The following is a 15,366-nucleotide window of genomic DNA, read 5'->3' on the forward strand; positions in this document are numbered from 1 at the left end:
ATCTACGACCACCATACGAGCCGGCGGATTATGCTCGGAGCGCTAGCCTGAGGGCGACCTCAACCTGGTCGGTCAGCGTCACCATGATCCTTTGGTTAACTACGCAGAAGCGTTGTCGGATCAAAGATCCGTCGATCCGCAATCGCGCACCGCTTGGAAAGAGCCACGACGCCTGATCGGCATCGCGTTCGCCTGGTTACATCCCTTCACCTACACCAGACGAAGATCCGATTATCGAGCAGGACATCGCCCGCATCACCACGCGCAGAGCGCCGAAGACTACGTCTCGATTCGCCGCGACATTGAGAGCCAAGTGCTAGCGCGGGCCGTGCACGCCCATATACACCATCGCCGCTTCATCAACGGGAACTACTGCCGCCGCTATGACGCCATTCGGTCCCAAATAACTTTGTGCTCGCTCCAACGTTTGAGAGCGTAGGCCGCGCGTTTCACACGCCGAGAGATTTTGCTTCTTTTGTTTCAACGAGGGTGCGGATTCCGGCGTGAAGCCGGCCGCCATTCCGATCAAAGGTCGGCCAGTTTTCGGCACTGAAGGTTACCTTCTGGGTAAGCGCGTAGCTGATGCCGTTTAGCGCTGGTAGTTCCAAGGCATGAGCGCCTCGATGTTGCTGTTTGGCCAACCATTGGCGATGCGCTCGAGGGTTTGGGTGAGCCAGGCATGCGGATCGACATTGTTCATTTTGGCGGTGGCCAGAAGCGTGGCTATTGTTGCCCATGTCCGTCCACCACCGTCACTGCCGGCGAACAACGAGTTCTTTCTCGTAATTGTTTGAGGCCTGATCGCACGTTCGACCGTGTTGGAGTCCAGCTCGATGCGGCCGTCGGCAAGGAAGCGCTCGAGCACGGCACGCCGGCCGAGCGCGTAGCGGATCGCCTCGGCAAGCTTCGACTTGCCTGATAGCCTGGGCAGTTCCTTTTCCCACCGGGCAAAGAGCGCGGCGATAACCGATGCCGATTTGTCCTGGCGGGCTTCCATCCGGGCTGCGGCATCCTTGCCGCGGACGGTTTCCTCAGTCGCCCACAGCGGAGCCATCTGCGCCACCGTCTGCGTGGCGATAACGGACGAGCCTGCGACATGCAGTTCGTAGAACTTCCTCCGCACGTGGCTCCAACATCCCGCCAGCGTCATGACGTCGTTGGCCCGATCGGGCTTGGCCAGCCGGTTATAGGCTGCATAGCCATCAACCTGCAGGATGCCGCAATAGCCTTCCAGATGGCGGGCGACACATTCGCCGGCGCGACTGTCCTCGAAGCGGTAGGCGACGATGGGCGGTCCGCTGCCTCCGAACGGCCGGTCGTCGCGGACATAAGTCCACAAATAGGCCGTCTTGGCCTTGCCCGATCCCGGCGCCAGCGTTGGCAGCGTGGTCTCATCGGCAAAGACCCGCTCACCCTGCTTGATGCGGGTCAGTGCGTAATCGGCGAGCGGCTCGAGCTGCGCATTTCGCAAAAGCCGGACAGGGGTTCCGCTAATTCCCGGACAGCGGTTTCGCTAATGTCGGGACAGATTGGCGGCGTCGGTCCTCGGGTGCCTTGTTGCGTTCATGGATGATTGATTTCGCCGTTTTCGGTGCCGGTCAAGAGGGGCGCGGCCTTTTGCTTTCGCATGCTGTCGCCCTGGAGCACGATGCGGTGGGCATTGTGCACGATCCTGTCGAGAATGGCATCGGCGATGGTGGGGTCTGCGATCAGGTCATGCCATCTGGCCACCGGGACCTGGGCGGTGATCAGGGTGGATTTGCGGCGATAGCGTTCCTCGACGATTTCGAACAGATGGAAGCGCTGCTGGTCGGTGAGGGAGTGGGTTCCGAAGTCATCGAGGATGAGCAGTTGTGCGCGGGTGAGTTTGTCGATGAGGCGTGGGAAGCGGCCATCGAGACGGGCGAGCGCCAAATCCTCGAACAGGCGCGGCACGCGCACATAAAGCACGGAATGATCGAGCCGTGCTGCTTGCCGGCCGAACGCGCAGGCTAGCCACGACTTGCTGGTTGGGTCTGGCCGGTGACGAATAGATTCTCACGCGACTTCAGCCATTCGCCCTGGGCGAGCGCCATGGTGCTGCGCCGGTCGAGCCCGCGCGGCGCGGCAAAGTCGATGTCCTCGATGCAGGCTTGGGAAAGCGCAGCCTGGCTGATGCGAGCCGGTTCCGGACGCGCTTGTCGGCCCGTATGGTGACCTCGCGGTCGAGTATAGGCCGAGCCACTCGTCACGGCTGAGCTCGTTGGCGTTGTTCCGTTCGGCCAATTCGCGCCAGGCGGCAGCCATGCCGGCCAGACCGAGGGTTTGCATCTGGTCGAGGGTGGGGTTCGTCAGCATCCTTTCTTCCTTTCTTGGCGTGCTGGGGTGTCGGCTTTGCCGGTTCCGCAGCGGCTCCGCGAGCTCCGAAAACGATATGCGATTGTTGTGTTGCAGCGCCGCAAGGATTCTCGTCGAGATCGTCCATCAAGAAACTCCGGTGATGTAACAGACTTTGTCCGCTCGCTCATCGATCCGCCGTGCGCGCCGATCGCGCCACCGCATGGGTCGCATCAGCTAAGTGGCCGGCGCCATTGCAAATTGCCCATCTCAATAGACCCCGCGTTTCGACATACGCCGCTATTTGAAACCTATGCATCACGCTATTGCTTCAGGCTCATGAGAACCGGCACCCCGCCATCGTCAACCGGACGACGTGGCGCAAAAATGGGCTTGAGACGAGTTTGTCGACGCCAACGGAGGAATGATGGGCAACGTGGAAAGGCAGGAAGAGGTTAGGGACTGGCGTAGACACCTGCATCAGCATCCTGAACTTGGTTTCAACGTCCACAACACGGCGGCCTTCGTTGCCGAGAAGCTGGCTTCATTCGGCATCAATCACATCCAAACGGGCATAGCCGAGACCGGTATTGTGGCCGTCATTCAGGGCGGGTGGTGAAGGTCCGACGATTGGACTACGCGCCGACATGGACGCGCTGCCATCTACGAAAATTCGCGAAGCCCTGGTCGTCTCTCGTCCAAGGAAAGATGCACGCCTGCGGCCATGATGGCCATACGGCTATGCTGCTCGGCGCCGCGAAACATTTGGCCGCAACTGGCAAATTCCGCGGCTCCGTTGCTCTGATCTTCAGCCCGCTGCAGAAGTCGAGCTGCCATCAGGCGGCCTGAAGATGATCGAGGACGGCATCATGGGCCGGTACGGTGTCTTCAGTATGCATAATCGGCCAGGGCTCGAGATCGGACGATTTGGGTACGCGAGACAGTTCCCTGATGGCATCGCAAGACGATTTCGACATCGTCGTGAAAGGAAAGGGAGGCCACGCTGCCGCCCCGCAGCGCACGATCGATACCGTCGTCATCGCCGCCCAGATTATCGTCGCGCTGCAGACGCTAGTATCTCGCAATGTGAGCCCAACCGAGTCGCTTGTGATCTCCGTCACGAAACTGAGTGCCTCAGAAGCCTACAACGTTATCGCCGATCAAGCGTCAATGACCGGCACAGTCAGGAGCTTGTCGGCAACTCTAAGGGATTTCGCGGAGCGTCGGATCAAGGAGTGTGCCCAAGGGGTCGCGCGCGCTTTGGGAGGAGATATCGAGTCCACATATCGCCGATCGGTGCTGGTTACGTTCAATCACCCGGATGAATTCCACATGGCGGTGGAAGTGGCGGCCGAACTGGTTGGCCGAGACCTAGTACACGACAACATCAGGGCTGAAATGGGTGCGGAGGATTTTGCATATATGCTCAATTCCCGGCCCGGCGCTTCATCTTCATCGGAAATGGCCAAGCGGCGGCCGTGCACAATCCTGCGTACGACTTCGACGACGACGCCCTTTCCCTATGGGGTGGGCTGGGTGAGCCTTGTAGAGTCGGTCTTGGCGAGCAGATGAACATGCAGAACTCGGCGGTTGTCGCGCAACTTGCGATTTTAATTTCTGGATGGGGATGCAGGATATTTCAAATCGCCTTGACTTGTGACGGATACGCTTCAGAAGCCTGGACCTTTTGGAGCAAAGAACTCTTTCTGGTGCCTCATATTTGCTGAAAGCGGACAAAACGCATGAGGTATTCGGTCACCCTGCCTAGGAATGCGCAAGAACGAAGCTTCACCAAAACGGTTGCCAAAAGGAGAGGGAACTATGAACCTAACAATGAACCGTAGGCGTTTCATCCAAGCTAGCTCGGCGGCATTGACGATGGGTGCGTTGGCATCCTCCACGCGAGGCGCGGCGGCGCAGGCAGGCGAACTGACCGTCCTGATCAACGGCGGCGACCTCGGCAAGGCCAATATCGAGGCGCACGTGAAGCCGTTCGAGGCTGAAACCGGCATCAAAGTGAACGCGATCACCGACCAGATCGATCTGGCCAGGCTGGAACTGATGGCGACCACTAACAGCGTCTCAATCGACGTTGCGTGTACCGGCCCGATGATCCTCAACCAAGCCGTAGCCAAAGGTTTCGTTGACAAGATAGACTATTCGATTTTCAAGAAGGAGGAGCTTGACGCAATCGTTCCATTTGCAAGGGACGAATACAGCGTCGGTATGTACGTCTACGCATATGCCATGGCTTACAGCGCCGAGAAGTTTTCATCCAACAAGCCGTCGACCTGGGCAGATTTTTGGAATGTCGACAAATTCCCTGGCGTCCGGGCGCTGACAACTGGTCAGAGCGGAGTCGAAGGCCCGTGGGAGGAAGCCCTTCTCGCGGACGGCGTCGCGCCTGCGGAAATATATCCGCTGGACATCGACCGCGTTTTCGGGAGCCTCGACAAGATCAAGCCGCACATCCGCAAATGGTGGGGCACCGGCTCCGAAGTCCAGCAGCTCATGCACGACAAGGCTGTCGATCTCACGAGTACCTATGACGGCCGAGCGACCCTGCTCATCGACAAGGGTGAACCTATCGTATTGAACAGAAACGAGCAGAAGGTTACATGGGAGAGCTGGTTCATCCCTAAGGGTGCGCCGAACATCCAGAATGCTCAGAAGTTCATCGAGTTTGCCACGCGCGCCAAGAGGCAGGCTGCGTTCTCTAGGCTCATGCCGTACGGACCGACCAACCAAAACGCGTTTAAAGCGCTTCCGGATGACTTTGGAAGGAAGTTGGCCAGTTACCCGGAGTATGTTGCGTCGAGCGTGCCGATGCAGGCGAAGTGGTACGGCGAAGTGGGTTCGGACGGTCTGTCGAATACCGAGCGGCTCTCGAACCGCTGGAACGAATGGATCCTCGGCTAATCAGCGACTTGCGGTCGTTTTTTCCATCAAGGTTCAGTCTTTCCCAATGGTCGGGGGCGCTCCGCGTCCCCCACCTGGCTATTCTACCTCCCGGAGCCTTATTGTGAATGCACATGTTAGCGGGACCCAAGTTGCAGAGGACCTAGGATTGGCAAACTCAGGCACCCTGGCCCAGATCGAATTCCGGAGCGTGACTAAGCTATATGGCCAGGTCGTAGCTGTCAGAGACCTTTCTCTTACTGTCGAGAAGGGCGAATTCCTCACGATCCTCGGGCCAAGCGGCTCCGGCAAGACCACCACTCTTATGCTGCTTGCCGGTTTTGAATCTCCGAACGGCGGCGACATCTTGATCGGGGGCAGGTCGGTAGCAGCCGTACCGTCGTATCGTCGCGACCAGGGAATAGTGTTCCAGAGCTACGCCCTATTTCCCCATCTGACCGTACGTCGCAATTTGGAGTTTCCTCTCGAAATGAGGGGGGTGGCCGCCGCGGACCGTGGCACGCGCGTAGATCGGATCCTCGAGCGCGTCCACCTGAATGATTTTAGAGATCGGATGCCATCGCAGCTCAGCGGTGGTCAGCAGCAGCGGGTCGCGCTCGCAAGAGCCCTGATCGCCGATCCGCCAATCCTCCTCCTCGACGAACCGCTCGGCGCGCTGGACCGAAACCTGCGGGAACTGATGCAGGGGGAGATCAAGACCCTGCATAGGGAATTCGGGATTACGACCGTTTGCGTGACACACGACCAAGAGGAAGCCCTCACTCTTTCGGATCGGATTGTCTTGATGCGTGCCGGCGCGATTGAGCAGACCGACACCCCCGAAGCTCTTTACGACCGGCCTGCTACGAAATTCGTAGCGAGCTTTCTTGGAGAAGCAAACATCCTCGAGCCGAACACCTTGGCCATCGAGACGGATGTGCCCAAGCAGCCGGGAACCCTAGCAATGGTGCGACCGGAGCGCGTCGCGATTGCCGCCCCAAGCTCCCGGGTGCGGGCAGACGCCGACAAACGCCAAACCGTCACAGGAGTTGTCGAGGAAATGATCTACGCTGGCCCTCTTCGCAAATATCGGGTTCGCGTAGGTGCGGTACGGATCATCGTACGCGAACATGTCGCGGCAGGACAGGACATCTTCCGCCCGGGCAACGAGGTTCGCCTTGATTGGTTGCGGTCCGACGTTCGGTTCGTGGCCTCATAGGGCTGCTTAGGAACCATGATGCAAAATCTCCGCAAGCTGGGCCAACTGCCGATTCTTCTGACTGCGCCAGGCATAATCATCATGCTTGTGATATTTGGAATTCCGATCGTTCTGTTATTCCTGACAAGCCTTAACGCGCCGGCCTTCTCATTGAACAACTATCGGGCGTTTTTTGCCCAGCCCGCGAATTTTCGGGTGCTTATCCAAACGATGGAGATGAGCGGGGCGACAACCGCCATTTGTATCCTCATCGGGTACCCGACTGCCTACTTGATCGCCTCCGCCCCGCGCCAGCTTCGCACCGCGCTGATCATACTGGTTGTTATCCCTTACCTGACCAGCCTGTTGGCACGAACTTATGCATGGATCATGATCCTTGGTGATCGGGGGCTGATCAATAACCTCCTGTCGGATTACGGCCTGATTTCCAGTCCACTCCCGCTCATCTACAACCGGGTCGCCGTCTACATCGGCATGGTCCACATCATGCTGCCGACGATGATCCTGCCGCTTGTGAGCGTAATGCTGGGGATCGACAGATCGCTCATGGCTGCTTCCCGCAGCATGGGTGCCCGACCGATGACCGCGTTCTGGAGAGTCTTCTTCCCTCTGAGCCTTCCAGGGCTTCGAAGCGGCTCTCTGTTGGTTTTCGTGTTGAGCCTCGGTTTTTACATCACGCCTGCCGCGCTGGGCGGCATGCGGGACGTCATGTTGTCGACCTTCATTGCGGCTCAGGTAGCGAATTCCTTCAACATGGCTAAGATCTCCGCCGCAGCCTTCGTCCTATTAGCCGTGGCGCTCGTGGTACTTTCGATCGTTGGGCTGGACTTGGCGGGCGGGCAGTCCGGCGCAACGAAAAAACCAGGGGGCCGTTGGCCGTTCCTTGGAAGGATCCTTGGCTTCTTCAACGAACTCACGATGTCACGTAGAGCCGCGCAATGGACCGCCCAACTCTACCGCGCAGGTGCAAGCGAGCGTTCGTGGCGGATAGTCGGCATCGTCTTCGTGGCGTGCGTGCTGACATTTCTGCTGTTTCCCGGCGCTGTCGTGATTGTGATGTCGTTCAGCCCCAGCACATTTATGGAGTTCCCGCCTTCGAGCCTGTCTCTCCAATGGTATGAAGCATTCTTCAGCGATCCTTCCTGGAACGGCGCTCTTGTCACAAGCGTGAAGATCGGGCTTTCGGTCACTATCCTATCGTCCATCGCAGGGACACTGGCTGCCTATGGCCTGAGCCGCATATCTGCGAGGAGGCGCGGGCTGTTCACCATGCTGCTGCTCATGCCGATCACATTCCCGGTCATTGTCGTCGCTATCGCGGCGTACCTTGGGCTTGTTCGCGTTGGCCTGCTAGGCACGAGCGCTGGCCTGGTGCTGGCCCACAGCCTAGGCGGCATCGCCTATGTCGTCGTGATCGTGTCAGCGACGCTCGCTAATTTCGATCGGCGCCTGGAGATGGCAGCAAAGAGCATGCGGGCAGGGCCGCTAAGCACCTTCCGACGGGTCACGCTCCCGCTGATCATGCCGGGTGTTATTGGGGGTGCGGTGTTTGCCTTCATCCATTCGTTCGACGAACTGGTTGTTTCCTCTATGGTCACCGGGCTTTCAATACGCACACTTCCTTTGAAGATGTGGGAGAACATCCGCCACGAGATCGATCCCACAATCGCGGCCGTCGCATCTCTCCTCATGCTTCTGCCAATCATCTGGCTTGGCGCCATTTACGTTACATGGCGGCGGTCACGGACGCGTGGCAATATTCCATGCCTGCCGGCCTGACGATGCAGGATCGGCTTAAGGTAGCGCCCAAAGCGGCGAGCGTATCGGTTCGACTTGAGTATCCGCGGAACCCCCCTTGGAGGGGGGCGATACCAGGGTGAGCGCTAGCCGATGTCAGGGGTGGATGCAAACACGCTTGGTTGGTCAACTCTCCGGAGCAATGGGCGCTCAATAGCGAGGGTTAAGCTTGGCGCGCCTTTCCCGGCGTGCAGTGCACGGAGACGGGGTGTCCAAATCCGTGTCAGACACCGTGAGCCGGTGGTGCAGGCGCAGATAGTCCATCCAAGTCGGTGTTCAGTTGTGTGCGTCAAGTTCTTGTGTGGATGCCAGCCGTTTTGCAAGGAAGAACCTGAAGCATTGGACATGTGATCGAGTGCGGTCATGTGTCAGGCCTTGATTTGCGGCCGTTCCATGTCCCCGCGGGCCGGTATGGTGATGCGCGGATCAGGTCCAAATCAGCAAAGCGAGCTTGCGTGGGCTCTCAACTTGACTCTGGTTTTCCTGACCCCGATCTGATCGATCATTTGCCCATGCAGTTCATGCGTTCCTCACATCCCCGACGTCCCGGTCTCGCCGCGTTGTTGGAAATTACGCAGGCACCGTCGCCGGACGGTAGTCCTCCTGTTTCGTCAGCATGGCCCAGATGCCACGCGCCATCTTGTTGGCCAGCGCGATTGCCACCAGCATGCGCGGTTTCTTCAACTTCAAGCGGGCAAGCCAGGAACCGTCAGGCGCGCGCCTCCGAGACGCCCATCGAACCACAGCCATGGCGCCGATGATGAGCAACCGCCGAATATCGCGCTGGCCCATCTTCGATACCTTCCCTAGCCGTTGCTTGCCGCCGCTCGACTTCTGCCGAGGGACCAGCCCGAGCCAGGCGGCGAAATCGCGACCGCACTTGAAGTGCCTCCATCGGCGGCGCAAAGGTTTCAATGGCAAGGGCAGCGATAGGGCCGACACCTGGCATGGTTTGCAAGCGCCGAGATGTTGCAGCTTGCTTGGACAGCGTGTCGATCGTCTTCTTCAATGCCGCGAGCCGGCTGCTCAACTGGTCGATCTGGTTAAGTAGAGCGCTGCAGATGTCGCGGACCAAATCCGGCAGGTCTGCGCTCTCGTCCTCGACGATCTCTGCCAGACGTGGCAGGTGGCCGATGCCTTGCGGAGCAACATAACCGAACTCATAGAGGTGCGCGCGCAGCGCATTCACCAATTCGGTTCGCTGATTCACGAACTGCTCTCTGGTGCGAAACACAATAGCCCGGGACTGCTGCTCCCTGGTCTTCGGTTCGACAAAGCGCATTGTCGGTCGTTGCGCTGCTTCGACGATCGCCTCCGCATCTGCGACGTCGTTCTTCTGCCGCTTGACGAACGGTTTGACATAGGCCAGGGCAATCAGTCTTGGCTCATGGCCAAGCCGAGCCATCTGACGGGCCCAGTAGTGGAGCTGCCGCACGCTTCCATCGCCACGACACATGCCGGTTGACTCGCCATGAACTTGCAAAACTGCAGGCGCGACAGCTTCTTGCGGAACACAACCGATCCATCTACCGCCCCGTGCAGCTGAATGACGTTCTTTGCCAGATTGACCCCAATGACGGTACCCTCTTCCATGGATGCCTGCCTCTCCTTTGCGTGGCGCTAACACCACAAACTTGGCACATTGCGATGCCGTCGGAGAAGGCTGGCATCCACCCCATCAGCAAATTGGGGCGGCCACGATACTGGTCATGCGGCTTGGCGCAGCGCGAGCCTCTTGTGCTCGTGCAGGTCGTCCATGTTGATGTATCGGTTGGCCTCCATCCAGTTCTCGTTGGTTTCGACGGCCAACGCCCTGACCAGGCGCAGGCATCGCGTGGCCAAGATCGCCCAGTGCCGTCTTCTTCTGGCGGCGCCCACGCCGCCGACCGCCGGACCCGACCGCCGACTATCGCCAACCGTTACCGCCGTCTCACAGGGCACTCCCTGGACATCTGTCCGGGCTGCGGCGGCGCCGTGGCTTCGCTCGGCCACATCCGCCCAAGGCGGACCCCCAAAGCCCCACCAGCCCTCCCGCTTTCAGTTCAATCAGGCTTCCAGTCGCGACCCCTGCCCGCCGCCCCTCGCGCCCGCGATCGACTACAAAGAACCGTGCCGATTAACTTTAACATGCCCTCTGACTGGCACGTCAAAGCTAAAGGGAATCCTTCGTTGAGACGGTACACTAGCGGAGGATAGGGGCGGCGGCCTATGATTAAATCTGGCGGACTTTTCATGCGCATTCGTGTTCGTCAAATTACGCGCTCGGGCGGCTATGGGCGCGAGCGACGTCTCCAAGAGCCAGGCGAGCCGGCTCTGCGAGGAGCTTGACGGCAAGGTGAAGGCCTTCCCTGAGCGGCCGATCGAGGGTGGTTTGCCGTATATGTGGATCGATGCGACCTACCTGAAGGCGCGCCGCGGCGGCCGCATCTTGTCGTTCGCCATCATCATTGCCGTCGGCGTCAAGACGACTCGGGTAAGGCGCCTCGACGCAATCGCTTAACCTCGAGGCGCACTCTTTTGCACGAGCAAGATATCCTCCTGACCCGCAAGCGTTTCGACTTCGGCGCGGTCCGCTGTCCGACAACGTCGGACAGGCAACTTAGCTGAGCCAAATTTATCCCTTTGCTTCGAAACGGTTTCTCATTTGGCATGGCGCATGCGTGCTCATCGGCAAACCACGTCATGGACTCGACAATTACCCACGCAAGGAGTCAAAATATGTGCGGCATCTGTGGATGGATCGATTTCAATCGTGACCTAGGAAGTCCCGACGCGCGAAGGGAGCTTGCTGACATGACGGCCACCATGGCCTATCGTGGTCCGGACGACGAGGGGACTTGGATCGACGGGCCTGCGGCACTGGGACACCGCCGCCTGGCAATCATCGATAGCCAGGGCGGTCGCCAGCCGATGACACTCCAGGAGGACGGCCAACCGGCGTTGGTGCTCGTCTACACGGGCGAGACTTACAACTACCGCGAGCTGCGTCAACGGCTCGTCGCCCTGGGCTGTCGGTTCGACACGAGCAGTGACACGGAGGTGGTGCTGCACGCCCACCGCGAGTGGGGCCGACGCGATCCCTGCACCGCCGTGAGCGAACTCAACGGCATGTTCGCCTACGCACTCTGGAACACCGCCGAGCGCGAACTGCTTCTTATACGCGACCGGCTCGGCATCAAGCCGCTTTACTACTACCCCACCGAGCACGGAGTGTTATTCGGCTCCGAGCCAAAGGCGATCCTCGCCAATAGTCTCGCCGAGCGGGCCATGGACGCCGACGGGCTTCGGCGAACACTATCTCTCGTCGCCGACCCGCATAACGCCGTGTTCCGTAGCATGCGTGAGGTACGGCCCGGCCACATCGTCCGCGTGACCCGCGAAAGCATCAAGGAGATGAGCTACTGGCAGCTCACCGACAGCGAGCACACCGACGACGTGCCTACCACCGTTCGGCGCGTCCGCGACTTGCTCGAGGACACAATCCAGCGGCAGCTCATCGCCGACGTGCCGCTGTGCACACTCTTGTCGGGCGGGCTCGATTCCTCGGCTATGACCGCCCTGGCCGCGCGCTTCAGCGACGAACGGATCCGATCATTCGCCCTCGACTTCGTCGGCTACACTGACAACTTCATTCCTGGCCCGGCGCACCCCACACCCGACGGTCCATACGTGCAGGATGTCGCCAAGTTCGTCGGTACCGACCACACGGACATTACGTTGTCGGCGAACGAACTCATGGACTCGAACGTGCGGGCAGCCACCCTCCACGCCCGCGACCTGCCGTTGACCTACGGGAACCAAGATAGCTCCGTTTACCTGCTGTTCAGGGCCATCCGGCAACACTCGACGGTGGCCCTCTCTGGGGAGGGTGCTGACGAGCTTTTCGGCGGCTACCGGTTTTTTCACGATCCCTCGTACGTTCAGGCGGACACGTTTCCCTGGATCGATGACAGCGACGATATCGTGCGGCGGTGCTTAGACCCTGGCCTTGTCGAGAAACTCGACCTCCCCGGGTACCTCGACGAGCAGTACCGCAGGGCACTTGCGGAAGTACCGGCCCTGACCGGGCCGGCCTCGGCCGATCCGCACGAGCGTCGCATGCGCGAGATCTCCTACCTCTTCCTGACGCGTTACCTGCCGATGGAGCTCGACCACAAGGACCGGATGAGCATGGCTTTGGGTCTTGAGGTGCGGGTCCCTTACTGCGATCACCGTCTGGTTGAGTACGTGTTCGGCACCCAATGGGCCCAGAAGGCCTTCGACGGACGCGAGAAGAGTCTACTGCGTGCCGCCATGATGGACCTGCTCCCGCAGTCAGTTGTCCAGCGTGTGAAGAGCGCGTATCCGCTTATCCAAGATGCCACCTATGACAGAATGCTGCGCACGCGATTCACCGCACTGCTGAATGACCGCAATGCGGCAGTGGCCCCGCTGTTGTCTCTCGACCAGTCCCGGGCATTGCTCGATGGGACCGACAACTTCAGGCGGGTTGAGCAAATCCTGACCCTGCAGGATTTCCTGATGGATTACAACGTGAGTCTCACGATCTGAGACTACAGAAGACGCAAAATGATACCAAAGGGGCGTTGGTGCACGGATCGTTTATTGCTGTGGGTTCAGGCAAGCGACAACGGCAGTAGCGGAGCTGATGCCTTTCAAAACGCAACCGCGGGCCAAACACACGGCCCCAGCGTCAAGGTGATCTGACGTGGGGGCCTTGGTCGCGCTCACCGTGACGGCTTCGCGCTTAACGGCGGGCCCTACCATTAACGGGATGGTCCGCCCCGTCCTCCCGCAGCATCATCTGGGCAGTCACAACAAAGGAGGTTGCAATGTCCCCACGCAATGCGCCGCGCCCTGCGGCCGTCTATGGCGTCGATATCGGCAAGAACATCTTCCACGTCGTCGGCTTGGACAGCTACGGCGAGCCCGTCCAGCGAGTTCGCTTCCGACGCGATACGTTGATGAAGTTCTTTGAGCGGGCAGCGCCGGCAATCATCGGGATGGAATCGTGCGCTGGATCGCAATGGATAGCCAGGAGACTTCAGGCACTGGGGCACAAGGTTCGCCTGATCCCAGCGCAGTTCGTGAAGATTCCATGAGGAGGAGACGCGCGCGCCTAGCTCTGGAAGAGTTGGGTCGCTCACTTTCTCGATGGAGACCTTTGCCATGCAGACTGCCAGAATGACCACCGCACATACGATTGCGACCGTTGAGTGCGGCGCGATTTTCGTTTCTCTGGAGCTCAGCCGCTCGACGTGGCTGGTGACCACCCTTGCGGCCCCCGTGGGGTCCAAGCTGTCGAGGCATCAGGTGCGGGGTGGGGATATGCCGGGGCTGCTGGAGCGGTTTTCGGATCTGCAACGCCATGTCCGCCGCCGGACCGGCCGGATTGTCCCAGTGATCGTGATCCAGGAAGCCGGACTGGACGGGTTCTGGATTCACCGCGCCCTGGTCGCGGAAGGGATCGAGAGCCACGTCGTTGACCCAGCTTCGATCGCGGTTTCGCGCCGGCATCGCCGCGCCAAGACAGATCGGATCGACGGGGAGGCGCTTGTTCGCACACTCATGGCGTGGAAAAGGGGCGAACCGCGGGTCTGTTCGATGGTTTGCGTACCGACACCGGAAGAAGAGGATCGTCGGCGTCTTTGCCGGGAACTGAAGACTCTGATCGGAGAGCGTATCCGTCATGTAAACCGGTTGAAGGGTCTGTTCTTCGCGCAAGGGATCGGCGGGTACGAGCCTCGGAATAAGGACCGCCGGGAACGCCTGAAGGCTCTGCGCACCGGAGACGGGCGGCCGCCTTCCGAAACATCTCAAGACGCTGGCCCTGCGCGAGCTGGAAGTCATCGAGCTGCTGAACCGGCAGATCGAGGCCGTGAAGGCGGAGCGTGATGCGCTCTTGGAGGAGGCTCCGGCCGCCGGTTCCGCACTGGAGCCGGTTCGGATGTTGCTCGAGCTCAAGGGCATTGGCCCCGGTTTTGCCGGCGCCTTGTGGTCCGAAGGCCTGTTCCGGAAATTCGCGAACAGGCGCCAGGTCGCGGCCTATGCCGGTCTTGCGCCCACGCCCTGGAAGAGTGGCACCAACCACGAAGAGGGTGTCTCGAAGGCGGGCAATCCCCGTTTGCGCGCCATTGCCGTGGAAATGGCCTGGCTCTGGCTGCGGCATCAGCCGGGTTCGGCGCTTGCATGCTGGTATCACGAGAGGGTCCGCCGGTTCGGCCCACGCACCAGGAAAGTCACCATCGTCGCTCTGGCGCGCAAACTGCTTGTCGCTCTGTGGAAGTACGTGACCGGCGGTGTCGTGATCGAGGGCGCCAGAATGAAGGCCGCCTGACCGCCACCCGGAAAACTGAAACCAATTCCACCGGGACCCGATCAGTTCCGGCGGATCCGGGGGGACGAACCGGCGTAGGGTTTGGCCTCGCACGCCGTAGTTAAGAATGGTCCCGTCCTCCCGAGCCCTGTCCGCAGGATGCGGAATTCTGGTGCAGCCGTTATTTCGGCGACCGCATGTGAGCTTGAGCGCGCAGGTCGACTGCGACACGCGCTCCAATGAAGGGTTCGGACCTTGGATCCGAAACACCAGAGGAGAAAACGATGACCTGAAAATCCATACTTGATCCAATCCTCCTCATGTGAGCCCTACGTCAAGTCGAACAAGAGCGACATCATCGATGCCGAAGCTATCGCCGAAGCAGCCACGAGGCCGACGATGCGATTTGCCGCGATCAAGAGCGAGGAGCAAACCGACCTCCAAGCCTTGCATCGGGTGCGCGACCAGATGATCGGCACGCGAACCCGTCTGATTAACCAGATGCGAGCATTCTGTCTGGAATACGGCATCGCATTGAGACAGGGCGCCGGACTGTTCAAGCTCGACTTGCCACTGGTTCTCGATGACCTTTCGAATGACCTCTCGCCGGCAATGCGCAAACTGGTCGTGGACCTGTTCGCCGATCTGCGCCAGTTGGAGCAGCGCATTAATGGCGTGACGAGGGAAATCGCAGCGATTGCAGATCGAGAAGATGTTGCCCGCCGGCTCATGACGATCCCCGGAATCGGAGCATTGGGAGCCACCGCGCTACTGGCGGCCGTCGGCACCGGATGCAAAGTTCCAGAAGGCTCGCGACCTG

The 15,366-nt window shown here is 60.0% G+C and carries 4 protein-coding genes and 10 pseudogenes; 10 read left to right on the forward strand and 4 right to left on the reverse strand.

What is annotated here, in order from left to right; all coding sequences use genetic code 11:
* Positions 1-218: 218 nt before the first annotated feature.
* Positions 219-439, forward strand: a pseudogene (locus AC0L2U_RS34095) (hypothetical protein); the annotation flags it as partial.
* 150 nt (positions 440-589) lie between these two features.
* Here the strand turns inward: AC0L2U_RS34095 and tnpC are convergent.
* Positions 590-1,459: pseudogene (gene tnpC, locus AC0L2U_RS34100) on the reverse strand (IS66 family transposase); the annotation flags it as partial.
* A 104-nt stretch (positions 1,460-1,563) separates the two neighbouring features.
* A pseudogene (istB, locus tag AC0L2U_RS34105) lies at positions 1,564-2,337 on the reverse strand (IS21-like element helper ATPase IstB).
* 403 nt (positions 2,338-2,740) lie between these two features.
* Between istB and AC0L2U_RS34110 the strand changes: the two are divergent.
* The 4 genes and pseudogenes from AC0L2U_RS34110 to AC0L2U_RS34125 all read left to right on the forward strand — a co-directional run bounded on the left by AC0L2U_RS34110 (position 2,741) and on the right by AC0L2U_RS34125 (position 8,212).
* Positions 2,741-3,888 (forward strand): annotated as a pseudogene (locus tag AC0L2U_RS34110) (amidohydrolase).
* 249 nt (positions 3,889-4,137) lie between these two features.
* Positions 4,138-5,235, forward strand: a complete 1,098-nt coding sequence (locus tag AC0L2U_RS34115) for an ABC transporter substrate-binding protein (protein ID WP_473603609.1) — start codon at positions 4,138-4,140, stop codon at positions 5,233-5,235.
* 148 nt (positions 5,236-5,383) lie between these two features.
* A complete protein-coding gene (locus tag AC0L2U_RS34120; RefSeq protein WP_473603610.1) occupies positions 5,384-6,433 on the forward strand; it encodes an ABC transporter ATP-binding protein in 1,050 nt (349 codons plus the stop codon).
* Positions 6,434-6,451: 18 nt separating this feature from the next.
* Positions 6,452-8,212 carry an ABC transporter permease subunit gene (locus AC0L2U_RS34125; RefSeq protein WP_473603611.1) on the forward strand — a complete coding sequence of 587 codons (1,761 nt, stop codon included), beginning with the start codon at positions 6,452-6,454 and terminating at the stop codon, positions 8,210-8,212.
* 588 nt (positions 8,213-8,800) lie between these two features.
* On the opposite strand, the pseudogene AC0L2U_RS34130 reads toward AC0L2U_RS34125, so the two are convergent.
* Positions 8,801-9,823, reverse strand: a pseudogene (locus tag AC0L2U_RS34130) (IS110 family RNA-guided transposase).
* A 114-nt stretch (positions 9,824-9,937) separates the two neighbouring features.
* A pseudogene (locus AC0L2U_RS34135) lies at positions 9,938-10,060 on the reverse strand (IS256 family transposase); the annotation flags it as partial.
* A gap of 439 nt (positions 10,061-10,499) precedes the next feature.
* On the opposite strand from AC0L2U_RS34135, the pseudogene AC0L2U_RS34140 reads away from it, so the two are divergent.
* From AC0L2U_RS34140 to AC0L2U_RS34160, 5 genes and pseudogenes are all read left to right on the forward strand, one after another.
* Positions 10,500-10,727 (forward strand): annotated as a pseudogene (locus AC0L2U_RS34140) (transposase); the annotation flags it as partial.
* 221 nt (positions 10,728-10,948) lie between these two features.
* A complete protein-coding gene (gene asnB, locus AC0L2U_RS34145; RefSeq protein ID WP_473603613.1) occupies positions 10,949-12,781 on the forward strand; it encodes an asparagine synthase (glutamine-hydrolyzing) in 1,833 nt (610 codons plus the stop codon).
* 281 nt (positions 12,782-13,062) lie between these two features.
* Positions 13,063-13,323 (forward strand): annotated as a pseudogene (locus AC0L2U_RS34150) (IS110 family transposase); the annotation flags it as partial.
* A gap of 91 nt (positions 13,324-13,414) precedes the next feature.
* A pseudogene (locus AC0L2U_RS34155) lies at positions 13,415-14,567 on the forward strand (IS110 family RNA-guided transposase).
* 303 nt (positions 14,568-14,870) lie between these two features.
* A pseudogene (locus AC0L2U_RS34160) lies at positions 14,871-15,366 on the forward strand (IS110 family RNA-guided transposase); the annotation flags it as partial.

It is taken from the genome of Mesorhizobium sp. WSM4808 (genome assembly GCF_055811675.1).